The sequence below is a fragment of the Methanoculleus sp. MH98A genome, assembly GCF_000691865.1.
In the GTDB taxonomy this organism is placed as follows: domain Archaea; phylum Halobacteriota; class Methanomicrobia; order Methanomicrobiales; family Methanoculleaceae; genus Methanoculleus.
In genome coordinates, this window is sequence record NZ_JMIO01000006.1 from 27,084 (window position 1) to 50,451 (window position 23,368).

19 protein-coding genes are annotated in these 23,368 nt (G+C 63.4%); 5 read left to right on the forward strand and 14 right to left on the reverse strand.

Annotated elements, in window-relative coordinates; genetic code table 11:
* The first annotated feature begins 30 nt into the window (after positions 1-30).
* Complete coding sequence (locus tag EI28_RS00930; RefSeq protein WP_048111924.1) at positions 31-867, forward strand: alpha/beta hydrolase; 837 nt, start codon at positions 31-33, stop codon at positions 865-867.
* A gap of 178 nt (positions 868-1,045) precedes the next feature.
* Here the strand turns inward: EI28_RS00930 and EI28_RS00935 are convergent, their stop codons facing one another.
* The 3 genes from EI28_RS00935 to EI28_RS00945 form a co-directional block, all read right to left on the reverse strand.
* Complete coding sequence (locus tag EI28_RS00935; protein ID WP_048111926.1) at positions 1,046-1,387, reverse strand: hypothetical protein; 342 nt, start codon at positions 1,385-1,387, stop codon at positions 1,046-1,048.
* Positions 1,374-1,697 carry a winged helix-turn-helix domain-containing protein gene (locus EI28_RS00940; RefSeq protein ID WP_048111928.1) on the reverse strand — a complete coding sequence of 108 codons (324 nt, stop codon included), beginning with the start codon at positions 1,695-1,697 and terminating at the stop codon, positions 1,374-1,376. Before EI28_RS00940 ends, EI28_RS00935 begins: the two co-directional genes overlap by 14 nt.
* 633 nt (positions 1,698-2,330) lie before the next feature.
* On the reverse strand, positions 2,331-3,038 hold the full coding sequence (locus EI28_RS00945) for a PIN domain-containing protein (protein ID WP_048111930.1): 708 nt from the start codon (positions 3,036-3,038) through the stop codon (positions 2,331-2,333).
* A 207-nt stretch (positions 3,039-3,245) separates the two neighbouring features.
* Between EI28_RS00945 and EI28_RS00950 the strand changes: the two genes are divergently transcribed.
* Positions 3,246-6,161: a PAS domain S-box protein gene (locus EI28_RS00950; RefSeq protein WP_231476511.1), complete on the forward strand. Its 2,916-nt coding sequence runs from the start codon at positions 3,246-3,248 to the stop codon at positions 6,159-6,161.
* On the opposite strand, the gene EI28_RS00955 is transcribed toward EI28_RS00950, so the two are convergent.
* The 3 genes from EI28_RS00955 to EI28_RS00965 are packed head-to-tail and all read right to left on the reverse strand — an operon-like array spanning position 6,077 to position 9,504.
* A complete protein-coding gene (locus EI28_RS00955) occupies positions 6,077-7,495 on the reverse strand; it encodes an NEW3 domain-containing protein (protein WP_048111932.1) in 1,419 nt (472 codons plus the stop codon). The two genes, EI28_RS00950 and EI28_RS00955, sit on opposite strands and share 85 nt — an antisense overlap.
* 4 nt (positions 7,496-7,499) lie before the next feature.
* On the reverse strand, positions 7,500-8,594 hold the full coding sequence (locus EI28_RS00960) for an ABC transporter permease (protein ID WP_048111933.1): 1,095 nt from the start codon (positions 8,592-8,594) through the stop codon (positions 7,500-7,502).
* Positions 8,595-8,598: 4 nt separating this feature from the next.
* The gene (locus tag EI28_RS00965) at positions 8,599-9,504 is read right to left on the reverse strand and encodes an ABC transporter ATP-binding protein (RefSeq protein WP_048111934.1); all 906 of its coding nucleotides are present in this window, start codon (positions 9,502-9,504) and stop codon (positions 8,599-8,601) included.
* Between the two features lie 482 nt (positions 9,505-9,986).
* Between EI28_RS00965 and EI28_RS00970 the strand changes: the two genes are divergently transcribed.
* Both EI28_RS00970 and EI28_RS00975 read left to right on the forward strand, forming a co-directional pair.
* Complete coding sequence (locus tag EI28_RS00970; protein ID WP_048111935.1) at positions 9,987-10,976, forward strand: PGF-CTERM sorting domain-containing protein; 990 nt, start codon at positions 9,987-9,989, stop codon at positions 10,974-10,976.
* A gap of 2 nt (positions 10,977-10,978) precedes the next feature.
* Positions 10,979-11,224, forward strand: a complete 246-nt coding sequence (locus EI28_RS00975) for a DUF5671 domain-containing protein (protein WP_048111936.1) — start codon at positions 10,979-10,981, stop codon at positions 11,222-11,224.
* A gap of 7 nt (positions 11,225-11,231) precedes the next feature.
* On the opposite strand, the gene EI28_RS00980 is transcribed toward EI28_RS00975, so the two are convergent.
* From EI28_RS00980 to EI28_RS01000, 6 genes are all read right to left on the reverse strand, one after another.
* Positions 11,232-11,585, reverse strand: a complete 354-nt coding sequence (locus EI28_RS00980) for a hypothetical protein (RefSeq protein WP_048111937.1) — start codon at positions 11,583-11,585, stop codon at positions 11,232-11,234.
* Positions 11,582-11,941 carry a hypothetical protein gene (locus EI28_RS00985; RefSeq protein WP_048111939.1) on the reverse strand — a complete coding sequence of 120 codons (360 nt, stop codon included), beginning with the start codon at positions 11,939-11,941 and terminating at the stop codon, positions 11,582-11,584. The genes EI28_RS00980 and EI28_RS00985 overlap by 4 nt, the downstream gene beginning before the upstream one ends.
* 71 nt (positions 11,942-12,012) lie before the next feature.
* Entirely contained in the window at positions 12,013-12,468 is a 456-nt protein-coding gene (locus EI28_RS00990; protein ID WP_048111940.1) for a hypothetical protein, read from the reverse strand.
* Between the two features lie 108 nt (positions 12,469-12,576).
* Positions 12,577-13,503: a HAMP domain-containing sensor histidine kinase gene (locus EI28_RS14615; RefSeq protein ID WP_231476522.1), complete on the reverse strand. Its 927-nt coding sequence runs from the start codon at positions 13,501-13,503 to the stop codon at positions 12,577-12,579.
* Complete coding sequence (locus EI28_RS14620; protein WP_231476512.1) at positions 13,389-14,585, reverse strand: MASE3 domain-containing protein; 1,197 nt, start codon at positions 14,583-14,585, stop codon at positions 13,389-13,391. Before EI28_RS14620 ends, EI28_RS14615 begins: the two co-directional genes overlap by 115 nt.
* A gap of 156 nt (positions 14,586-14,741) precedes the next feature.
* A complete protein-coding gene (locus EI28_RS01000; RefSeq protein WP_082223040.1) occupies positions 14,742-17,594 on the reverse strand; it encodes a PAS domain S-box protein in 2,853 nt (950 codons plus the stop codon).
* A 269-nt stretch (positions 17,595-17,863) separates the two neighbouring features.
* Here EI28_RS01000 and EI28_RS01005 point away from each other — a divergent pair, with 269 nt between their 5' ends.
* A complete protein-coding gene (locus tag EI28_RS01005; RefSeq protein WP_231476513.1) occupies positions 17,864-19,798 on the forward strand; it encodes a cation-translocating P-type ATPase in 1,935 nt (644 codons plus the stop codon).
* A 29-nt stretch (positions 19,799-19,827) separates the two neighbouring features.
* Here the strand turns inward: EI28_RS01005 and EI28_RS01010 are convergent, their stop codons facing one another.
* Both EI28_RS01010 and EI28_RS01015 read right to left on the reverse strand, forming a co-directional pair.
* On the reverse strand, positions 19,828-20,691 hold the full coding sequence (locus EI28_RS01010; protein ID WP_048111941.1) for a cupin domain-containing protein: 864 nt from the start codon (positions 20,689-20,691) through the stop codon (positions 19,828-19,830).
* 64 nt (positions 20,692-20,755) lie between these two features.
* Positions 20,756-23,146 carry a PAS domain S-box protein gene (locus EI28_RS01015; RefSeq protein ID WP_048111942.1) on the reverse strand — a complete coding sequence of 797 codons (2,391 nt, stop codon included), beginning with the start codon at positions 23,144-23,146 and terminating at the stop codon, positions 20,756-20,758.
* Between the last annotated feature and the right edge of the window lie 222 nt (positions 23,147-23,368).

The following is a 23,368-nucleotide window of genomic DNA, read 5'->3' on the forward strand; positions in this document are numbered from 1 at the left end:
GCGGGTCGAGAGGAAAGCAGAAGGAGTCTTATGGAACGAACCGCCGATAATTTGCGCCCGCTCTTCGATTACGATGCAGAGAGACCGCCCGCGATTGAGATTGCCGGCACCGACGTCTCGGTCAGCGACCTGACCTACCAGTCCGCCCCGGATCGGGGGGTTCGGGCCTACCTGGTGGCCCCGGCAGAAGTTGACCGGTCGAAACGCTCCGCTGCCATTCTCTTCCTCCACCCGGGACTTGGTTCCCGCGCCACGTTCCTCGCCGAGGCCGTGGCCCTTGCCGGGATGGGTGCGGCCTCCCTGCTCGTCGACGCTCCCTGGGCCGCCGATACGGCAGCAGCCTGGGGTCAGGCAGTCACGGATCCCGAGGAGGCCGTGCGGGAGCATAACCGGACGGTGATCGACCTTCGCCGGGGGATAGATCTCCTCGTAGCGCAGCCGGGCGTCGATCCGGACCGGATCGGGTTCGTGGGCCACAGTGTCGGGGCGCTTTTCGGGGCGGTGCTCGCCGGCGTCGATCGGCGTCTTGCGGCCGCCGTCCTGATGGCGGGCACCGGAAGGTTTGCCGACGTCGCCGCGGTGAACCTGCCCGATTTGCGGGGCGAGAGGCTCGAGCATTACCGCCGGACGCTCGCGGAACTCGATCCTGCCGTCTGGGTCGGCCGTGCCGCACCCACCCCGCTCTTCTTCCAGGCCGCTCTTCGCGACGAGTTCTTCACGGAGGAGCAGGCCCGGGAGTTCTTCGAGCAGGCGAGCGAACCGAAGTCGCTCGAGTGGTACGACGCGGGCCATTTCCTTGACGAAGCGGCCCGCCGCGACCGTATCGCGTGGCTGGCCGGGGTGCTCTCGCTGGAGCGTTCCCGGTAGCGGGAAAGAAGGGGCAATTGCTACGAATGCAATTTTTTGTTATAAAGGGTAAACATTTTTATGTGGTGAGTTCTTACCCATACGTGGCCAGGCGACGACGGAACCTGCCTGCGCCTCGTCCACCCACCCTGCAGCGCGCTACTGCATGTCCTTCATACACCCCGATCACTTTTTAGCGTCACTCGGAGATCCCGTCGAGAACCTTCTCGATCCGGTCCACCTTTGCCTCGATCCGGTCCATCGACTGCCGCAACATCTGGAGTTCCCCGCCGGCCGCACCGCTCTTCTGTCCCGCCGCACTCGCAATCTGGTCTTCGATCCACTCCTTGAGCCTTACGACGATGATGAAAAGCAGCGTCAGAACACCAAGATTAATGATAACGTAGACGGAACCGGCAAGCACGGTGTTCAAAGAGTTCGAATCGCCAAACAAGCCGTTGATAAGGCAGATGATCACGAGCAATGCAATAACGGCGCCCCACAGCGCCTTCAGGTAGAGTTTCCACCTATCCTGTCTCATCCTTTGACCTCTCTAATGACACAATCAAATCCAGGTTCAGCACCACCTCAAACGGCACCGCCCGGTAGCACCTCCGGAGATACGGGGGTTCGTCCGACGTCCTGCTGTTCCCTTCCGCAAAACCGAGTTTCTCGAGCTGCCGGAGATAAATGGCGGCCAGCGGGCGCGATATGCCGAGCTCTTCGGCGACCTCGCGGGCATACTTCTCTTCGGCCGCGATTGCCCCGAGTACGGCAAGTCGCTGCTCGTTCCCGAGCAGGGAGAGCAGCCGCGCCAGTTCGGGAAGGGTGCTGAAAGACAATGTCAACATGTGTTAATTATTTTTTACACATATGAGTGTTGCGATACCGCATCCTGTACGCCGCCGGGATCTCTATCGTCTCGCCACGCAGAGCGAAGGTAGTATGACCGAACGTATCGGGGAACCAGACGTTACGTGGAGGTCGGGTTCGGGGAGAACTTCCGGGAGGCATATGCCGCCCCGGAATCGTCCGGTGGATCAGGATAGGTGGGTGTAGGAGATCCACGTTACGCGTTCTCCCCGCCGGCATCGGATCCGGCCTTATGCGGTTGATGGCATCTGCATGGGCATCGGCCGGACCCGGGGTATTCGGGGCAATCACAGTACATGCCTGCGTGGTTTCGGCCGTGGATCTTCTCCGGTTCGCCGCACATGCCGGAAGCACGGTGACTGCCGGGAAGAACCGCTTCCGGCCCGATAAACACGTTGCCCCTGCGGTGGGAATAGTTCCGCACCGGCATACAGGAGTCGCGTCGGACGATGATATATTGCTACGGCGGCCGCGGTAGGATCGTTGAACCGCGCGGTTCAATGCTTTCGAGCGCCGCCTGTCGCCGGTGGCGTTTTGGTTCCCGGCCGGCAAGTAACTCCCGATCAATACACAGGCGATGTACCGTCCGGATTTAACGATTTGACGGACCCTCACCCTGAGTCCTTTGCACCCCCACCCTCGAACCCGACCAGCGCCGGCGACGGCGGCCTCCCGACGAGCGCCAGGGCATCGGATATCCTATCGGTGATCGTAAGAGCGCCGCCGGTCCTCTCCCGGTACTCCCGCACAAGGTAAGCGGTGTGGTTGCGGTAGGTCCGGTCCCGGGTGATGAAGATCAGGTCTTCCTCGATACTGGCAAGCAGCGTCTCCCATATGAGCTCGTCGCCGATGGTATCCGTGCCCGCGCTTTTTGGGGGGTTGCCGAGGAGCTTGCGGCGGTGAGCCCGTGTGACGAGTTCGTCGGTCCGGCGAACGACCCGCACGGCAGGGTTGCCGGAGAGGGCGTTGAACGCCCGGGCAACCGGATCGGCGGCGGGATTTGCGATCATGCCCTCGATGTCGCCGCAGAGGGCACCGATAGCCCTGTCGTAACCCTCAGCAGCGCGCTGCAGCATAGCAGCATCCGGGTAGCCACGGATGATGGAGGGGAGGCGAAGCTCACCTGCCTCCCGTCTCCGCACGTCGTCCGCGATCCGTTCGAGGACGCGCGACCGGTTGCGGAGGAACTCGTCGACGATGATGTCGGGAAAAACAAGGTGTTCCGCCAGCGCACCGACATCCGCAACAATCTCTTCCGGATCCTCGTCGGACTCGTAGAGTTCGAGGAAGAGATTCGTATCGATACATACGGCTGTCATACCATCGGCGGATGATGCCGCGCGGCGAGATAATGATTTCCGGAACCGCCGGAACCGGTGCCCCCGAAGAGTTGGGCGACACCCCAAAAACATGGCGCCGACCGGAAATATGGAATATTCTCCTTCAATTTTACGGAATACCTGAATCAATGCCGAATCAAAATGCTTAAGGTTTATATTGACCATCACTCCATAAGTGGGTGGTGCATGTATCGCATTCTCGTCGTCGATGATGAACCGGTGCTTCTCGAACTGAACCGGGCCTACCTGGAGATGTCCGGCGACATGCAGGTCGAAACGACGACGTCGTCGCTGCATGCTCTCGATATGCTCTCGAAAGCCCCGTACGACGCCATCATCGCCGACTACGAAATGCCGGAGATGGACGGCATCACGCTCTTAAAGGAGGTCCGCAGCAGGGGCCTTTCGATACCGTTCATCGTCTTCTCCGGCCGCGGCCGCGAGGAAGTCATCATCGAGGCGCTCAACAACGGGGCGGACTTCTACCTCCAGAAAGGCGGCAACCCCTCCGCCCAGTTTGCCGAACTCCAGAACATGATCCTCCAGGCAGTCCGGAGGAAAAAGGCCGAGGAGGAGGTGCAGTGCGCCGGTGACCTGTACCGGAGCGTCTTCGAGCATACCGGCTCCGCCACCATCATCATCGAGGGCGACATGACGATCTCCCTCGCAAACAACGAATTCGAACACCTTACCGGCTATTCCCGTGAGGAGATAGAATCAAAGGTTCCCTGGACGGTGTTCGTCGCCGCAGAAGACGTTGAACGGCTCAGAAACTATCACCGGGAACGGCGGACAGACCCCGGTTCGGCGCCGAGAACCTACGAGTTCCGGCTGGTCGACCGGCACGGCAGCCAGAAAGACCTCCACATGACGATAGGGATCATCCCCGGGACGGATCGCTCCGTTGCGTCGATGATCGATGTCACCGACCGGAAACGGTTCGAGGAAGAGTTGGGCGCAGCGCACGAGGAGATGATCGCGGCGTTCGAGGAGACGAAAGCGAGCCAGGAGGCGCTTGAAGCGCAGTGCCGCGAGATGGAAAATTACCAGGCAAACCTCCGGGGCATCATAGATTTTCTTCCCGACCCGACGTTCGTGCTCGACCGCATGGGGAAGGTCATCATCTGGAACCGGGCAATCGAAGAGTTGACCGGGGTCGTGAAAAGCCGGATCATCGGATCGGGGCCGGAAGCCGTCTGCAAGACGATGCCGGGACTGCAGTCCCCGCTGGTGGCGGAGACCGTCCTCTCCCGGGGCGGCGGCGAGAGCGTCGCACGGGAAGTCCATATCACTTCGCCCCGCACGGGCAAGGGGGTCTGCCTCTGGGCGAAAACATCGCCGCTCTACGACGCGCAGGGCCGGCTCTCCGGAGCAATCGAGTCGCTCCGGGACATCACCGAGTCGAAACGGATGGAGGCGCAGATCCGGCACCGGATAGACCTCGAACAGGTGGTGAGTTCGATCTCCACGAAGTTCATCGGCCTCGACCCGGCGGACCTCGAAGACGCCCTCGAAGAGATGCTCCAGGCGCTCGGATCGTTCCTTGATGTCGACCGGAGTTACATCTTCCGCTTCTCCGCCGACCTCGCCCGCGTGGAGGATACCCACGAGTGGTGTGCGGAGGGGGTCGAGGCGCAGATCGATGTGCTGCAGGATCTGCCCGTCGACGTAATCTCCTGGGGAATGACGCAGATCGGGACACAAAAGTCGATCTGCATCCCCGATATCGCCGATCTTCCACAGGAGGCAGCAGCGGTGCGCGACTTCCTCCAGGGGTACGGGGTCCGGTCGCTCATCCTGGTGCCGATCGCGACCGCCGACGAGTTCCTCGGGGCAATCGGGTTTGAGACTACCCGGAAGATACGAACCTGGTCGGACGAGGACGTCACGCTGCTTGAGATCGTCGGCAACCTCTTTGCCGATCTTCTCTCCCGGATTCGTGTGCAGGAACGACTCCGCACGAGCGAGGAACGGTTCAGAAGCCTCGTGGAGCGGTCGCACGACTGCTACATCCGTGCAACCACGGCGCCGCAGGCGATCGAGTACATCAGCCCCTCGTGCGAGAGCCTGATCGGGTACACCCGGGAGGAGATCCTGGGCAATCCGGATTTCATCAGGCGGTTGATCCACCCCGACGACCGGGAGACGTTCTTCGCCCTGCTCCAGGAACGGGACGCGACGGCCCGCCAGCCGTATGTCTTCCGGGTGCGCCGGAAAGACGGGCGTTACATCTGGGTTGAGGCCTGCACGATCCCCGTCTACGGAAACGACGGACGCGCGGTTGCCATAGATTACGCGATCCACGACATCGACGCCTGGAAACAGACCGAGGCGGCGCTCATCCAGGCCAACAAGAAACTCACCCTGATGAACAGCATCGTGCGGCACGACATCGTAAACCAGGTCACGGTGGTGCTCGGGCACATCGCTCTTCTCCGGGAACAGCCGCTCGATCCGACCGTCGCCGACACCCTCGAGAAGCAGCAGGCCGCCGTCGAGATAATACAGTCGCAGATCGAGTTCACGCGCGATTACCAGGATCTCGGCGTCCGGGCTCCCCGCTGGTTCCCCGTCGAACCCCTGGTCACGGGCGCCTCAAAAGCCCTTCGGCCGATCGGTATCCGGATCTCCACCGATCTCGACGGGCTCTCCGTCTACGCCGACCCGCTCCTCTCTTCCGTCTTTTTCAACCTCCTGGAGAACGCCGTCCGGCACGGGAAGACCGTGACCGAGATCCGGGTCACGGTCGTGCCGGACGGCGGCGGAGCCCGGATTGTCTGGGAGGACAACGGCGTCGGCGTCCCCAGAGAGCACAAGGAGAGGATATTCGAGCGGGGCTTCGGGAGCCACACGGGGCTCGGCCTCTTCCTGGTGAAGGAAGTCCTCTCGATCACCGGGATCGTCATCCGGGAGACCGGTGAGCCCGGGAAAGGAGCCCGGTTCGAGATTGCGGTCCCGGAGGCAACGTCCGGTACGGGTGACTACCTGTCAAAAAAGACGAGCGGCAGGTGGTGTTCCTACCGCCGCCCGTACTTCCTGAACATATACCAGAGCCCCGCACCGATCCCGGCCATCACCAGGATGCCGAGCACCGCAACGTAGGACTGCTCTTTCACCACGACCCGGTACTCGTCTTCTTCTTCGTCCTGGTCACATTTTGCCAGCGCGACGACCTTGTATTCGCCGGCGACGATATCGGCCGGCGGGACAACCGTCACCTGCACCGTCGCCCGTTCGCCGGCTTCAAGGCTCGCGACCGATGCCGGGTCGACGGTCACCCGCCACCCTTCCGGTGCGCTCATGTTGATCCCGATGTTCGTCAGCGCTCCTCCGACGCCGGCGTTCGTAACGGTCATGTCGAACGTGAGGGTGTCGCCGCGGTTGATCTCGTGGCGGTAGCTCTTCGTGTAGGTCCGCAGATCGTACGACCCCCGGAGCCGGAGCGTCAGGTTCTCCTCGTACTCCCGGGCGGAGGACCCGATCACCGCCGTGAGGTTGTACTCGCCGACGTCCACCGAGTAGGGCGGGATGAGATCGAGGTAGAGGGTCTTTTCCTCGCCGGACGGGACGTAGATCTCCGAGACCTCTTCGGTGGCGGTGCTGCTCTCCTTAAACCGGGCGTACCACTGCTCGGGAAGGCCCTGGACGGAGAGGGTGTAGGTATCGTCGTTTCTGCCCGCGTTTTTCAGGGTCATCTCGTACTGCGGGTTGGTGCCGATTGCCGCCATCCGGGACGGGGACTTCACCCGAACCTCGGCAAAGAAGTTCTCTTTCTCGAGCGGCACGATCCCGAGGTCGACCGTCCGGCCAATCCGGATCTCGACGTCTTTCTTCTCCCACGGCCGGTAGCCGGGCCGGGTGACCTTTACGGTGTAGGTGCCCATCGGGGCGCCGACGGAGACCTTACCCTCGGCGGTCGCAAGCATCCCCTCGATGCGGGTGTCACGGTTATAAAGGCCGACGTCGGCGCCTTTCACCACGTTACCCTCCTTATCCACCACGGTGGCTTCGAGCGTTCCCGCTTCGCCGCTGTGCGTCTTCGTGATCTTGACGTAGACCCAGACCGTACCTTCGCCGATACCCACCCGGATGGGGTATTCCCCCACAGCGGCATGGCCGGAGGTCTCGGCCACCAGGCGGACGGTCTTCGTCTCGCCGGCCGGGATCAGCATCCGGTAGACCTCGCGGTCGTCGGCCTCGAACCGGATCTTCCAGTTGTCGGTACCCCTGTATGTCCAGTAGTTGAGGAGGCACGTCCCGGTATCTCCCCGGTTCGTGACCGCGAGATCGAAGACGGCGGTGTCGCCCGCCTCGATCACCTCACCGGGGAAGTCGCACCGGATCTCTGTGGGCATCGTCCCGCCCCCGGCTGCCGACGCCGCCGGGGCGATCAGCGCGGCAAGGAGGAGGATGAGAAAAATTCTTCTGCCGGTCATCGTCTCACCTGATATCCATCCGCATGAACTTCACGTAGGTCGCTGCGAAGAAGGCCGACGGGAAGACGATGAGCGCGGCGATGTTCATCCAGACCTTGCCAAGGGCACCGGCAAGGCCGGGCTTCTCCTCGGGTGCTGTATCGTAAGGCGACTGCATCATCGAGAAGATCTGCGGTTGCGTCACCGCTATCGCAATGGTCTGGTAGTTACTCTGTGGCGAGAGGAGGCTCGAGATGTCGCTGATGAGTCTCCGTTTCTCGATATAGGTCTTCATCTCCTCTTCATAAGCCTTCCACTCCGGGTCTTCGTTCCCGCCGTATACCACGCTCTGCGAGACGCTGGTGGTGGAATACCCCCCGCTGCTCGCGGTTCGCACGATCTCCTGAGGCATGCGAGGCATCTGGGGCGGCTCGGGGGGGTCACCCGCGAAAGCGTTTGCAGCCATCGCCCCGAACATGGGGAGGAGCGAGGAGACGGCGAAGAATATTACCAGGGTGTAGATCAGCGCGTTCCCGCTCTCTTTTGCTACCGTCGACATCATGAGCGCGATGGCGAAGTAGGCGAGCAGGAACCCGAGCGAGACCGCCCCGAAGACCAGGACGGCGGCAAACTCATCCAGTGTCGGGACGATCGAGAAGAGGAGGAGCATGGCAAGGGCGATGGCAAGCGCGAGCGCCATGGCGAACCCGAGCGCGCCGACACCCCCGAGTGCCTTGCCGTTGATGATCTCGTCGCGGTAGACCGGGTGGGAGAGGAGCGACTTGAGCGACCGGGTCTCTTTTTCCTTTGAGACCAGGTCGAACCCGATGGCGATGGCAAGGATGCCGCCGAGCATCGTCATGTAACTCATCATGGAGCTGAAGACGAGCATGATCGAGGGTTTTTCAGGCATCCAGCCCGCGTAAGGGCCTTCGAGGTCCTGCATGTGCTGGAGTTGCAGGCTGTAGGACTCGAGCATGGTGTTGTAGTTCTCGATGCCCGAGTGCATGCCGATCGCCGATATCACGAGGAACAGGCCGAGGATGATGATGAACCGCCTGCTGGTGATGTGGTCGGAGAACTCCTTTCGTGCTACGTTGAACAGTCGATCGAGCGCCATTCTGTCACCGCCGGTAGGCCGCCATGAAGACGTCCTCGATCTCGGGCTCCTCAAGACGCATCTCCCGGACGTGCAGCCCCTGCTCGAAGAGGGCCGCGGAAAGACGGTCCCGGATATCGGCCTTCGCCCGGACGACCGCACGGTTTCCGTTCCTCTCGATATCGATGACCGCGGGGTCTTCGATCGCCGGCAGGTGCTCCCGGGTCTCGACGACGATCCGGACGGCATCGCCGTCTGCAGGTGCCAGCGCCCGGGCGACCTCTTCGAGCGTCCCCTGCGCGGCAAGTTTTCCTTTCGCAAGGAGCCCGACGGTCCGGCAGACCACCCTGACCTCGGAGAGGATGTGGGAGGAGACGAAGACCGTCTTTCCTTCGCCGGCGAGGTGCTCGACGAGTTCGCGGTACTCCCGGACGCCCTCGGGATCGAGGTTTGCCGTCGGTTCGTCGAGGAAGAGCACCTTCGGATCGTTGATCAGCGCCTGGGCAAGCCCGAGCCGCTGCTTCATCCCGCGGGAGTACTCTCCTGCCTTCTGGGCGACGCCGTCGAGGTGGACGAGTTCGAGCAGTTCGGCGATCCGCTCCTTTCTCGCTTTCGCATCCATCCCGTAGAACCGTGCGAAATAATCCAGGTTCTGCTCGCCGGTCATGTTCCCGTAGAACCCGACGTCTTCGGGGAGGTAACCGATGATCTTCTTCACGCTCAGCGGGTCGTTTGCGACCTCGATCCCGTCGACGAAGCACCGGCCGCCGGTGGGCTCGATCATACCGGTGAGCATCAGGATCGTCGTGCTCTTTCCCGCTCCGTTCGGGCCGAGGAAGCCGAATATCTCGCCTTCCCCGACCTCGAGGTCCAGGCCGTCGACGGCCGCCTTTCCATTATATACCTTCGTGAGGTTCTCCGTTCGTATCATTTTACATTCCCGCCAGAGCCGTTTTGGCGGCGTTCTACTGCAGACTATGACATCCTCTTATTAACGTTTTCTGTGACAATCGTCTACACTTCGGGGAGTGATCACGATTCCAGTCTCTATGGTTTTACGATTATCCCGACAGAGTCCTGAGATGTACCGTGAATCAGGCGCTGGACTGCGTATCGGTCCTCGCGCGGCACCAATCATACGTCCTCTAGCGATGTCCCCCGAGGATACGGGTCATGCTCAAACCTCGTTTCGGCGTTTGGCGACAGAATATAGGGAAGATTGGGTGATAAAGCGATGGTAAACTACGAAAAAAATCGAACCTACCCGGGGCAGGCGTTCGGAAACCGGCAAGGCAGCGGTTTGTATAACGAGCGTCCACGCCTTCCAACCGACCTTCTTCCTTAAGACCCACTGGAGAGGGTCGTAATGCAAAAACCTTTTCTCTCACGGGCCTGAAGGTTCTCCTGATTGCTATGAGAAGGTTATTCGGTGCGGCCGTGGTGCTCCTCTTCCTGGTGCTCGCGGCCGGATGCATGTCGTCCCAGCCTCCGGCGGGCTACGTGACGATCCGGAGCGTCGATATCAGCATCCCGGACGGCCAGCCGCCGTCGAATGTCACCCGGGTCACGGCGGTTCCCTACCTCGACGCGGTCTACGCGGATGTAGACGGCGTCGACCTGCAGGTCAGCGCAAAAGAGGCCGGGACGGATATCGTCGTCGAGGAGACGGTTCGCTCCATCGGCACCCTGGCGTCGGGGAGGACGGCGAAGGAGGAGATCACGCTCACGCTCGAGAACGGCCGGGGTTACGATGTCTGGGTGACGATATGGCAGGACGGGCGCATGCGAGAGTCTGGTTCGGTGAACGTCTTCCTTCCGGACAGGACGGTCGCTACGCAACAACTGGCCTACTCGCTCCTCACAGTCTCCGCGATCGACGTCATGACTCCGGATCTCGGCGCCGACCCGATCACGCTCGACATCATCACCGGGATCGCAAACAGCGGCGGTTCTTCCGGGGACCTCGTGATGGAGATACGGGCAGTCAACCTCCAGACCGGGATCACCGCCGTCCGCGAGTCCCGGCCGCTCGGGACGATCCCCGGTGACCTGGGCGTCGAAAAAAGGGTGAGCATCACGGTGCCGAACGGTTACGATTACGAGATCCGCCTCCGGCTCGTCGAGGACGGCGCGGCCTTTGCGACCAGCACCGGCCGGATCACCCTGGCACCGCCGCCGCAGGTGATCCTCGCCGACGGTGCGGTCTTCAGCCCCGCGAAGAGCACATCGCCGGTCGCTCTCTCGACACCGGCTCCCACCCCTGGAAAGCCGTCCTCCGCGCAGGTCGGGCAGTTCAGGGTGCAGAGCAGCGGTGCGCCGACACCGACGTACTCACCCGGGTTTACCGTCGGGCTCGCCGCCGCCGGGCTCATCGGCGCCGGGTTTTTGAGACGGAGGAAATAGGCGTGGTGCCTGAGGGTCTCACGGCGTGGAAGGCCTACCTCTACGCCGTCTCGTTCATCGCACTCATCGTCGCGATCCTGGGTGGCGTGAGCCTCCTTGCTATCGCAGTCGAGGTCTTCGTCTACCCGGCCCCCCAGCCCTACCCGGTGCCGCACTACTACCCCGAACTTCCCGGGAGCGTGGCGCAGGTCGTGGTGGGGCTCATTGTCTGGGGGTATCACTGGATGCTGCTCAAAAAAGAGCACTGAAAGGGATTTACCGTTGCCGGAGGGATCTCGCGGCAACCAGCAGTCCCGCAATCGCCCCCGCCGCACCGAATCCGGGGAGCGGGGTGGGCGATGTCTCCGCCGGGAGGGAGGAGGCATAGGGTGCCGGCTGCACCCACATGCAGACGTGAACCGTCCCTCCCGGCGGCGGCAGGGGCGGGAACTGGTGCCGCGACATCGTCCCTCTCTCCTTATCTCTGAAGACGAACTCTTCCGGAGGCGGGAGCGTGGTGTTCACCGCGACCCGGAGGGTGCCCCCCTCGACGACGCCCGCAAACGCGTTGTCGATGTAGACATCCTCCCCGTCAGCGCCGTAGATCAGGTACCAGCCGGTCTCGTTCACCTCCGCGCCCGGGACGGGCCGTTCGACCTGACAGAACTGCGGGAAGAGGTCGATCGTCTCCCCGGCGGCCGGGCCCGTTCGATGAACCCGGTATACATCAGGCGCTCTCCATCACGGATGGTATACTCCCGTGCAGGCGGGGCCGCCGGGTCCACCGCCACGACAAGTTCGGTATCGGCGATCGTTCCCTTATACTCGCCATCGAAGGAGACCTCCGCACCGTCGCCGTTGAACCAGTGGACGACGTACCGCCCGGAATCGTCCTCCCCAACCGCTGCCGCCGGGAGAGCCGCGGCGAGGAGAAGGATGCACGCGAGGCAGACGGGTCTCGTCGCACCTCCGGCTGAATGGTACATGAAAGAAGAGGGGAGAAGGCACTATATATCGTTTCTGTGCCGTCCATCTACCGATCGGGTGCCCCCTGTCATCATAAACTCTGCGCCACGCCGTAGACGGTTCCGTTCCACTCGCAGAGAGCATACTTCGCGAGGATCCGCCGCATCTCCTCCGTAGATATGCGGAGCGAACTGTACTTCGCGTGATCCTTTCCTGCCGGGCAGTACGCGGAACGGGGATCGAGCCAGAGGAGTGCGTCGAACAGGGGGCCTTTCGAGACCAGGACAGGTTTCTCATCGAGAATCAGCGCGCCGAGCGCCGGGTGATCCCGAAAGTCGGCTTTTGTGAGGGGCGTCACGGAAGCGGCGTCCACGGTGCCTCCCCGGGGAGACGCGCCAAGGCTTGTCTCGTCAATCAGGTTGATCCAGTGGAAGGACCCGAGACCGATGACGCACAGGATGACGAGGACGACAAGCGCCCCGAAGAACAGACCTCTCCCCCATTCCAGGTCTTCCGCCGTTTTACCCGGTTGTCCGTTTCCTTCCATCCTACACCACCGCCCGCGGCCCTAAGACCGCTGCTGCCGTTTTCCGTGGAAGAGACTGGGCCGCCGGGGTATATGAGGATTACGCGGCCGAAGGGAAGGGCCGGGGCCCTATTCCCTCTCACCCTCAAACCGCCACCCCCCATTCGGCACGGTGATCTCGAACCGTGCCCCCTTGCCAAAGACCCCCGTCTCCCGGATCGTCATCCCGGTGATCCCGAGGATCCCCGCGACCAGGAACAGCCCGTGGCCGTACCGCCGCTTATAGGTCTCGCGGAAGATCGCCTCCTTCTCGCCGTCCGGGATGCCGGTGCCGTCGTCCTCGCAGAGGATCAGCAGGTCCTGCCCGGCCCTCGCGCACGAGAACCGGATCTCCGTCACGCTTTCGCCGTGGCGGACGGCGTTGTCGATGAGATTATAGAAGACCTTCTTCACCATCGGGTCCGCGTAGATCTCAAGGGCCGGGAAGTCGGCATGGACGTCGATCCCTGTCGGGAGGGCGAGATAGGAGACGCTCTCCGCGATGAGGTCCTGCGGCCTCTGCCAGACAGGCACCTTCACTCCCACGTCGTGGTAGTCCCGGCTGAACTCGATCTGCTTCTGGATCTCGTCGACAGCGGCATGGGCACGCTCCAGGCAGGTCTGAACCCCGGGATTCTCGCCGTCCTCTCCGGCAAACTCGATGTAAGCGCGCGCGACGGTGATCTGGTTGAGGATGTCGTGACGGGTGATCCCCGCGAGAAGGTTTAGTTTCGTGTTCGCCCGGCCAAGCGCCTCCTCGGCGTGCTGCTGCTCGGTGATATCCTCCCCCGAACTCAGGATCCCGCAGACGGCGCCGTCCTCGTCACGGAGCACGGTGTTGCGCCACGCGATGATCCGTTCACTGCCATCTGTAGCGACGACCGGCATCTTCACGCGCTCGTTCACCCCGATCTCGCCCTGCGTGAGCCCCGTAAAGAGCGCACGGCAACGCTCCCGTTCCGCCGGGGAAACGAACCGCTCGGCCCAGGCTCGCCCACGGCCGCATCCGCCGGGCAGCCGAGAACCTCGGACGCCCGGCGGTTGATGAGAGCGACCCCCCCGTCTCTATCGAGGACGACGAAGAGGGTGCCCGCAATATCCAGGTACTGCGCGAGCCGGTCTTTCTCCCGCATGAGCCGCTCTTCACTTGATTTCAGGCCGGTAAAGACCAGCGCGTAGGGCTGCCGGATCCCGGTCTCAACGAACGCGACGTAGATGAGCCCGAACGAGAGCACCATCAGGAGGTGGCCGATCATGTTCGAAAGCCCGTAGACGCTGATATAGAGCGTAAAGGCAAGTTCCGAGGCGATCATCACGAGGACGGCCGCGATCAGGTGGGCCGCCACCCGGGGCGAGAAGGCGTCCCGCACCCGGTAGACGGCGACCGCCCCAAGGGCGAGCAGCACCGCTATGACGTACTCGCTCCAGACTTTGAACGCCGTCAGTCCCGAACCCTCGATGTAACAGTCGGGAAAGACCGGGACGGCAAAGATCGAGAGGAGGAAGAGCACGGCAACCGCCGAAAACGCGGCAAACACCCGCCGGGAACCGGGGTTTTTCCGGAGCAGGAGAGGCGCGGCAAGTAGTGTCCCGGCGAGGAGGTAGCGCGAGGCGATCCAGAGCTGCGTCGGAAGGTTTGCATCGTAGCCGACGAAGATTCCCATGCCGTCATACGCGAGGGTGTGGACCAGTTCGATACCGGCCACGAAGAGCAGCCCGGTGCCGGCGACCAGCAGGTAGCCGTTCTCCCGCATCGCCCGGGCATTCCACGCCACGATGAAGACGGCGATTGCAATCGCGATGGCGACGAATTCGGCGATCGTGTGGAAGAGGAGGTAGCTGTACAGGCTTGTCGCCGCGAGGGCGGCCAGAAGCACCGTCAGGACGGTGAACGAACGCCAGATGCCGGATTCCACGGCCTCCTGTCCGGTATGGCCCCACCGGCTCTCCGCTCCGCTCCGCGCTGTACGCGCCGAACGATCTGTCCGCATAAGGTTGTTCTGCATGGCTTCCGGCTCCGGGGCGGGGAACGCCGGGCCGGTTCCCGGACATCCCACCCGAACCCTGCCCCGGTGGTGCGGCGCCAGGGCCCGGACCATCCGCCCAACTATTATCTCACCAATAATATATTTGACTCGACATCAATATGTCGGATAAAATAAGCACCATCTACAGGATAATTCAGATAAAACGAGCATTCTATTCTGGCAACCAGGAGAATGCCTCCCACGAGGATCGAGATCCCGGAGAGATCGCTATACCAGTTCATTCCTCCGCAGGAACTCCCTGATATCGCGGGACTCGACCCAGCCCTCGTCAAGCTGCTTGACGATCGCGTTGATCCGCTCAACCTGCTCCCGGATCTTTGCCGACATCGCCTCCTCGTCGGCCAGATCGGCCATACCGAGGATCACCTGCAGGGGCAGCCGGATATGGTCCGCGAGAACTGCAAACTGCTCGATATTCTGCTCGATCTGGTAGAACGCCTGCAGTCGCATATCCTCGTAGCGCACCCTGTCCGAGACGTCCCTGCCGACGATCTGTACGCCCACCACGCGACCGTCTTCCACGATCGGAGACTCGTTCAGTTCGAGGAACGCCACGGACCCGTCTTTTCGACGGAACTCGATCTCGAGCCCCTCGACCGGTTCGCCCCGGGCGATCTTCTTTCGTCCCTCCTCCCAGACGGGGAGGGACGAAGGGACGACGTAGTCGTGACACCCGCGGCCGATGAACTCGTCGGGAGTATAGCCGAGGATGCGGGTCACCGCCGGGGAGATGTAGGTGATCCCGCGATCATGGTAGCAGGTGTAGATCATATCGAAACTCCGCTGGGCGATCTGGCGGAACCGCTCCTCGTTCTCCGCGAGAGCGTTCTGCATCTCCCGCCAGTCGGTGATGTCCTCCAGCATCGCGATGACCAGGCCTCCCTCCCCGGTGTCGTGAAGCAGCGACGTGGTCAGCCGTCCCCAGATAATCCTGCCGTCCTTCGTCAGGTAGCGTTTCTCCCGGCGGATGCCCTTCCCCAGGGCAGTCTGCCGGTGGAGAGAATCGGCCCCCTCCCGGTCGGGCGGGTAGATCAGGTCATACGATCGCATACCGTACAGTTCGTCTTCCCCGTAACCGAACATCCGTACGAGTGCCGGGTTCACCTCCATGATCCGTCCGTCCGAATCGATGAGCGCGATCCCGGTTCCTGCCTGCTCGAAGATCCCGCGGAACCTCTCTTCGCTCTCCCGCAACGCAAGTTCCGCTTTCTTCTGTTCCGTGATATCCTGCCCCGTGACGGCCAGCATCCCGGCCTGCGGCCGGTAGATCTGCAGATCGTACCACCGCCCGGTTCTCGGTTCCTGCAACCGCCGCTGAACCGGACGACCGGTCTCTGCGACCGCCCCGTAGAGAGCGCAGGCACCCTTCGCAATCGTCGGAAAGATATCGAAGAGCCGCTGCCCGATCAGTTCCTCCCGGCTGCGGCCGAATACCTCGGCCGCTTTTTCGTTCAGCTCGCTGATACGGTAATCGACAGGGTTCCCGGCGTCGTCCCGGACCACCTCGTAGAGGGTGTAACTCTCAAGCATCCGTTCAAAGAGAAGGCGGTACTTCTTTTCGCTCCTCCCGAGAGCCTTGTTCGCCCGCATCCGCTCGATGACCCGGCCGAGCCTCCCGGCGACGGCGTCGATCAGGCGGCGTTCACCGATGAGAAACGGCACACCGTCATCTTTGGGCCGCGGGCGGCGGTAGCAGATCTCCACCCTTCCGACTATCCGCCCCTGAACGATGATCGGGCTTTCCTGCCGCCAGGGGGTTTCGACAAATCCGGCCGACAGGTATTCCCGGCCGTCGACCACGATCCGGGCGGCGGCATCTTCCGGGTGGCGCCAGCCGGCGGGGAGGATGACGGTAACCTCCCGCAGGACATCTTCGACCGATACCCCGGGCCGCTCGATGACGCCGCTCACGGCGTAAAGCGTCGCAAGTTCCCTCACCCGGTTATCCAGGGCGATCTGCTGCTCCCGCAGCATCTCTTCGGCCCTGCGCCGTTCCGTGATGTCTTCTGCGATAACGACGAGCCGGTCGTACTGCGGCCGGTATGCCTTCAGTTCGTAGCAGGCGCCGGTCGCCGGACTTGAGACGTCGCGATGCACCGGCGTCCCGGTTCTCGCCACCCGGTAGAGGAGGTCGAATGCTGCAGGGGTGATCGAAGGAACGGCCGTGACGAGGTCTTCTCCGACAACCTCTTCCCGGCGGCGCCCGAGGCTTTCGGCGGTTTTGCGGTTGATCCAGACGACCCGGAAGCCGGCAGGGTCCCCTGAGGCGTCGCGGAGTATCTCAAGAAGGAGGGCGGCGTCCGGCATCTGATCGAAGAGGAGGCGGTACTGGTGCCCGGACGACGCAGCCCCGGCGGGTGCCGGCGCGACGGCCGCCCCGAGCATCATGGCGACGGCACGGACAAGGGCATGCTCCTGCGGCAGGAACGGATCGTCTCCTCCCTGCGGAACCCTCCCATACTCTACCACGATCTGCCCGGCTGAACGTTCTCCCGTATCAATCCCGGCAACAATCCTTCCGGGTCTGGAAACGGCGGTTCCGGGCTCTATCCGCACCGACACCGCTCCCGGGTGGCGGAACCCGCGGGCCAGAAGGGCGGCCGTCTCCCGGAAGATCTCGCCGGCATCGGCGCCGCCTTCGATCGCACGGGCGACCGCGGAGAGGGTGCAGAGTTCCCTCGTCTGCCAGCAGGATTCATCCCGGCCGGTGACGTCGAGGTCGACCCCCGCCCAGAGGACGATCCTGCCCGCGGCGTCCCTGACCGGGATGCCCCTGCTCGCGATGGTTCGATACCTTCCGTCGGCACCCCGGATTCGGTAGTTGCACCTCCACGAAAGGCCGGTATCGTTGCGGCGTTCCCACTGAGCGAGCATCGTCTCGGCGTCCCCGGGGTGGAGGTTGCCCGCCCACACGGGATCACAGCGCTCTTCGCGCGTCGTCTCCCGGAGAGCAGGCGCCACTCCGTCGGGCCCACTGATCCAGATCCTGCAGGGGACTGCCTCGTCGGCAGGCAGGTCCTGTTTATCCGGAGCAGTCGCGGTGAAGTCTGGTGGCGGCATGTTTTAATACTGCTGGGAAGTCAGGAGGGGTGACGGGCGTTGACGGCAGGCCGTCACCCGGGCATGCTGTGGAGTGGGTGATCGTTCCGATCATTTGGGGCGATCTCTTCATAATGCTTCTGCTCGGTGAAAGGGCGACCCGTCTTTTGAGCGATCGCGCCGGCGACAGATCGGGATATGCGCCCGGACACCCTTTAAGTGAGACGCAGTTAAGGTTGCAGGGTTATGATAGAGACCTGCGCCCGAACGACTCCGGCCGGAGGCGGGCCGTGACGGAGCGTGAGGAGTGCCCGTCCTGCCCCCGATGCCGGGCCGGGATCTGCAAGATTCACAGGCCGGTCGTCGGGCGCCGGGAGATCGCGGTCTTCGGGGTCTCGGGTATCCTCCTCCTTTCGGGGATACTCGTGAACTACCTCACCCCGTATCCCCTCGCCGGCACGGCCCTGCTGCTCGCTGCCGCGGCTATATCCGGCTACGACGTCCTGAGAGCCGGATTCTTTGCTCTCATCCGGCTCCGGTTCAGCATCGCCGTGCTCATCACGATCGCGGCGGCAGGGGCGTTCCTGACCGGAAACCCGGCCGAAGGGGCGACCGTGCTCTACCTCTACGCCGTCGCCGAGTTCATGGAGGAGTACGCGGCCGGGAGGGCCGAGCGCTCGATAGCCTCGCTCCTCGATATCGCGCCGCAGACGGCCCGGGTCCGGCGGGACGATGGGGAGGTGACCGTCCCGGTCGATGACGTCGGCGTCGGGGAGACTGTGATCGCGAGACCGGGCGACACCATCCCGCTCGACGGCGTCGTCGCTGCCGGCGGATCATCGGTCGATCAGGCGGCGATCACCGGTGAGAGCGTCCCGGTGGCAAAGGAGGTCGGGGACGGCGTCTACGCCGGGACGCGGAACGTCGACGGGTACCTCGAAGTCCGGGTGACGAAACCGGAACGAGAGAGCACGATAGCCCGGGTCGCCGCCCTGGTCGCGGAGGCCCAGGCCCACACCTCTCCCACCGAGGCGTTCATCGAACGGTTTTCGCGCTACTACACGCCGGCGGTCATTCTCGGCGCCGCCCTCCTCGTCGTGGTCCCGCCGCTCGCCTTCGGCGTCCCGTTCCTCGAGGCGTTCTACCGGGCGCTGGTCCTGCTCGTCATCGCCTGTCCCTGTGCGCTCGCGATCTCCACCCCGGTCTCGATGGTCTCGGGGATCACGACCGCGGCGCATAACGGCGTGCTGATCAAGGGCAGGGACTCGCTCGAGGCCGTGGGGCTCGCCCGGGTGGTCGTCTTCGACAAGACCGGGACGCTCACGGCCGGGAGGCTCGAGGTGGACAACGTGATCGGGTTCGGGATCCCGGAGGCGGAGGTGCTCGCCGTCGCCGTGTCGCTCGAGTCCCGTTCGGGTCACCCGATCGCGGAGGCGATCCGGCGGCGGGCGGAGGAGGAGGGCGCCGTCCTGCAGGACGTCGAGGAGTTCGTCTCGATTGCAGGAAGAGGCGTCCGGGGACAGATCGGCGGTGCGGCCTACGTGCTCGGGAACGTTGCGCTCTTTGCCGACGGAGATACTCCGGCATGGCGGGCGGATTACGACCGTCTGGAGAGCGAAGGGAAGACCGTCGTCCTCGCCGGCACCGCCTCAGGGGTGCTTGGGCTTATCGCCCTCTCGGACGTGGTAAAGAAGGATGCAAAAAAGACGGTTGCCGCTCTCCGGGCGCGAGGAATCCGGACGGTGATGCTCACCGGGGACAACGAGCGCGTCGGGGGGGCGGTGGCCCGCCGCATCGGGATCGACGAGTGCCATGCCGGGCTCCTGCCGGAGGATAAGGTGACGATGGTCGAGCGGCTGATGGACCGCTACGGGCTCGTGGTGATGGTCGGCGACGGCGTGAACGACGCGCCGGCGCTTGCGCGGGCGAACGTCGGGGTCGCGATGGGGGCGATAGGCTCAGACGTCGCGATCGAGGCCGCCGACATCGTCGTGATGGAGGACGACATCTCGCGGGTCGCCTACCTCGTCGCCCTCTCGGAGAAGACGGTCTCGGTCGTCCGGCAGAACGTCATAGCGGCGCTCGTGGTGAAACTCGGCATCGCCGGGCTCGCCGTCCTCGGGCTGGTCACGCTCTGGATGGCGGTGGCGTTCGGGGACATGGGGCTCTCGCTTGCGGTCATCGCAAACGCTCTCAGGATAGGCCGGCCGGATTCCGGGAGTTAGGCACCTGGAAAAAGAGGAGGAGAGAGGCTTCACTCAAAGAGAACGGTCTTCTCCGGCGTCCATGCCGGGTCGATGAACGAGAGAATCCTCGTGGTCGAGTCCGCGGCGTTCCGGGTCTCTTTCACCTGGTCTGGCCGGACGTAGGCGGCACTCCCGGACGGGACCCGTATCAATTCTCCGTCCGGTGTGGAAACCTCTATCTCACCCTCGATCACGTAGAGGAGGTCGGAAGAGCCGTTGATACCGTCGTAGCCGAGATACCCGCCCGGGAGGAGTTCGGCGTACGCGAGGCTGTAGTCGACCGGGATCGTCGTCTCGTTCATCAGCACCGGATTTAAGAGGGTGTAGACCGCCACGCCGGATTCGAGGCTCCACTCGATCCCCTCCCGGGGATCGGCGACGACGAGCGGCGCACTGTCCGTTTTTGCGCCGATCGCGTCAGGCCCGTCCCCCGCGATCTCGATTGCGGGCGTGAAGGGCGGCTGGACCACGGTGAGGTAACGGAGCCCGGTATCCCCGGCCGAGGCTATCGACTGCAGCACGCCTTCCGGCAGGAGCACTGCCTCTCCCTCGCGAGCGGTTACCGTCTCGTTGCCGCAGCGGATCTCCGCCGCACCGCCGAGCACGTAGACGAGTTCCGTCGTCCCGATCAGGCGGTGCGGCGGCGTCGCGTTGCCCGGTGCGATGTCAACGCAGCCCATGCTGTAATTCGTCCGGATCTGCGGCGTCTCCTCGCCGATGATCCCGGAGTAGGTTGCCCGGCCGTCGAAGATGGGCACCGGGTCAACCGGGGCGATCAGGCTGACACCCGCCCCTGCCGGAGGCTCGTCTGCGGCGAGGCATCCGGCGGAGAGGAGGATACAGACAAAGAGAAGAGGAGCAATCCTGTGCATGGGAAAATATCTGCGACGGGAGGAATAAAGCAGATCGTCTGCAGGCGGCATGCGCCGCGGGCCTTCAGGCGGGGGCGCCCCCCCCGCGTCCGGCTTTCCTGAGGGAGAACCGGAACGCCGCGCCCTCCCCCGGGCGGCCCGGAACGCGATCCTCGACCCAGATCCTGCCGCCGTAGCGGGCAGCAAGCATCCGGCAGATCGAGAGCCCAAGCCCCTGGCTCCCCCGCCTGCCGCCCTCCCGCTCGAACCGGAAGAAGATCGCCTCCTTCGCCTCGTCCGGAACACCCGGGCCGGTGTCGGCAACGGTGACGACGACGCCCTCCTCGTCCAGATCGTCGACCGCCACCGTGACCTCGACACCCGGGCCGCCGTGCTTTGCGGCGTTGCCGATAAGGTTCGTGAAGACCTCGGGAAGCAGATCGTCGGCAAAGACCTCTACGGGCTGCCCGCAGTACCGGATGCAGAGGTCGGGGAAGTGGGCGATCTCCTCCCGGATCACGTCGTGGAGGTTTTGGCGTGCAAGCCCGTTCCGGACTTCCTGGATCTTTCGGAGGGTGGCGACGTTTGCGGTGATCTCGATGCTCTTCCTGATCCCGTCCTTCAACTTCCGGGCATGTCGCGCCGGCTCGCCCTCGAGCTCGTCGATGAGGAGGTCGGCATAGATGTTTGCGACGTTGTCTGCGTTCCGGATATCGTGAGTGAGGATGTCGAGATAGAGGTTCGCCTCGCGGTTCGCCACCTCAAGCCTCCGGTAGAGCATTCCCCGCACGATGCCGGCGCCGATCTCACGTCCGACCGCTTCAAGGAGCGCGCGCTCATCGTGAGAGAAGAATCCCCGCTCCCTGCTCCCGATGAGGAGCGCCCCGACGACGTCGGACTCGACGACGAGCGGGATGCAGGCGAGTGCGGCAAACCCGAGCTCCCGGAGAAGGCGGGATCCCGAGGTGTTCGGACCCCGATCCTGTTCAAGATAGCAGGGAAGGCCGGTGGCGAGGGTATCGGCGAACGATACCCCGAAAACGGTTTCTGCCAGTTCCAGGCACGCATCAGGCATGTTTCGCCGGCACTGGAGAGCGGCCTCCCCCCGCCCGGAATCAAGGCGGTAAATAGCGCCGCCGTCGTAGCCGAGGAGGTCGAGCGTCTGGTTGAGCGCCTTCACCAGCAGTTCTCCCGGCAGATGCGTCGATGCGGATGTGCCGATGATCCGGTTGAGCAGCAGAAGATGCCGGTTCCTCGCCTGCAGTTGCTCTTCCGCCTGTTTCCGGTGGCTGACGTCCCGCATAACGACCTGAACCGCGGGCCGCCCCTCAAAAACCGTTCGGGTGCCCCTCCCCTCGATGGGGACCGTCGTCCCGTCAAGCCTGACAACCAGCAGCTCGATGAGCGGCGTCTCCTCTCCCTGGAGATCCCGCGCGGAGAAGGCCTCGACAATCTCCCGGGCGTCCGGGTGGACGATATCAAGGATAGCCTTCCCGAGGACTTCTTCCGGGCGTGAAGCGCCGAGGAGCCTCATGCCGGCGGGATTGGTGAATATGATCTTCCCGTCGCGGTGAATCAGGGTCGCTTCAGCGGAGAGTTCAACGAGCAATCGATACTTCTCCTCGCTCTCCCGGAGTTTTGCCTCCATCTGCTTTAAGGCGGTGATATCCTGAATCCCGGCAAGGAATCCTCTGCAGGCGCCGTCGGCGTCGACGATCGGGGTGGTTGCCATCAGCGTATGTACGCGACCACCGTCTTTACGGATCAGATCGATCTCAAAGACCTCGCGCATGTTCAGGTCCAGGTTCTGCAGGTACTCCACCAGGCACCCGGCATCCACCTCGTCGACGAAGAGAGAAACCGGCTCTCCAATGATTTCGGCGACCGGGTAGCCGATGGTTTCGGCCAATTTCTGGTTAGCAAAGACCGCAACGCCCTCCCTGTTGATCACCCCGATGGCCTCGTTGAGGTTCTCGACGAGGAACCGGTACCGGTCCTCGCTCTCCCGCAGGATCTCTTCCATCCGCCTCCGTTTAGCAGCATCCACACCCGAATCGCGGTCCTTGCCCGGGGCGATCCCGTCGCCGGAAGGTTCGGGAGAAAAGCGGACGAGCCGACTGCCGCGAAGCCGGCCTTCATGCACGGCCCGGCATGAGCAGCAAAACAGCCCTTCGCCGCCGCCGGGCAACCGCATCGCACACGGGAAATCGGCAGCCGGGGCACGGCCGGAGAGGAATGCAGCGATCTCGGTTCTGCCCGACTCCTCGCAGATACGGGATACCAGGGCCCGGCGGACGAAGCGATCCACATCGGTTCCGGCGGGCACGTCACGGGTGATGCCGAGGAGGTGCCGCAGGTGCCTGTTGATGCAGGCCACCCGGTTGTCGGGACCGACAACAAGCAGCCCCTCGTCGAACGCATCCAGGATGCCGGAGAGGACGAGGGTATCGCCATGTGCGGGTGTGCATTCATGCATCGGCCGGGATCACCTTCCTTTATTCTCGGAGAAGTTTCATCCCCATGGGGTGATAAAATATTCCCGCATGCCTCTAACGGATCCAGCCAAAATTCAGAAGAATTTTGACGGTTCCATCGGTCATGCGGGCAGGTTCATCCGAGCACAGGCATTATGCTATTTCCCTGAAGTTATAAATCTGTTCATTTCCACCGGCAGGCGACCGTCACCCGCGAGACGGCA

Bases quoted from the DNA above. Each gene is read 5' to 3' on its own strand.
- EI28_RS00930 (WP_048111924.1), top strand. From the start codon at position 31: ATGGAACGAACCGCCGATAATTTGCGCCCGCTCTTCGATTACGATGCA.
- EI28_RS00935 (WP_048111926.1), bottom strand. From the start codon at position 1,387: ATGAGACAGGATAGGTGGAAACTCTACCTGAAGGCGCTGTGGGGCGCC.
- EI28_RS00940 (WP_048111928.1), bottom strand. From the start codon at position 1,697: ATGTTGACATTGTCTTTCAGCACCCTTCCCGAACTGGCGCGGCTGCTC.
- EI28_RS00945 (WP_048111930.1), bottom strand. From the start codon at position 3,038: ATGACAGCCGTATGTATCGATACGAATCTCTTCCTCGAACTCTACGAG.
- EI28_RS00950 (WP_231476511.1), top strand. From the start codon at position 3,246: ATGTATCGCATTCTCGTCGTCGATGATGAACCGGTGCTTCTCGAACTG.
- EI28_RS00955 (WP_048111932.1), bottom strand. From the start codon at position 7,495: ATGACCGGCAGAAGAATTTTTCTCATCCTCCTCCTTGCCGCGCTGATC.
- EI28_RS00960 (WP_048111933.1), bottom strand. From the start codon at position 8,594: ATGGCGCTCGATCGACTGTTCAACGTAGCACGAAAGGAGTTCTCCGAC.
- EI28_RS00965 (WP_048111934.1), bottom strand. From the start codon at position 9,504: ATGATACGAACGGAGAACCTCACGAAGGTATATAATGGAAAGGCGGCC.
- EI28_RS00970 (WP_048111935.1), top strand. From the start codon at position 9,987: ATGAGAAGGTTATTCGGTGCGGCCGTGGTGCTCCTCTTCCTGGTGCTC.
- EI28_RS00985 (WP_048111939.1), bottom strand. From the start codon at position 11,941: ATGTACCATTCAGCCGGAGGTGCGACGAGACCCGTCTGCCTCGCGTGC.
- EI28_RS00990 (WP_048111940.1), bottom strand. From the start codon at position 12,468: ATGGAAGGAAACGGACAACCGGGTAAAACGGCGGAAGACCTGGAATGG.
- EI28_RS14620 (WP_231476512.1), bottom strand. From the start codon at position 14,585: ATGGTCCGGGCCCTGGCGCCGCACCACCGGGGCAGGGTTCGGGTGGGA.
- EI28_RS01000 (WP_082223040.1), bottom strand. From the start codon at position 17,594: ATGCCGCCACCAGACTTCACCGCGACTGCTCCGGATAAACAGGACCTG.
- EI28_RS01010 (WP_048111941.1), bottom strand. From the start codon at position 20,691: ATGCACAGGATTGCTCCTCTTCTCTTTGTCTGTATCCTCCTCTCCGCC.
- EI28_RS01015 (WP_048111942.1), bottom strand. From the start codon at position 23,146: ATGCATGAATGCACACCCGCACATGGCGATACCCTCGTCCTCTCCGGC.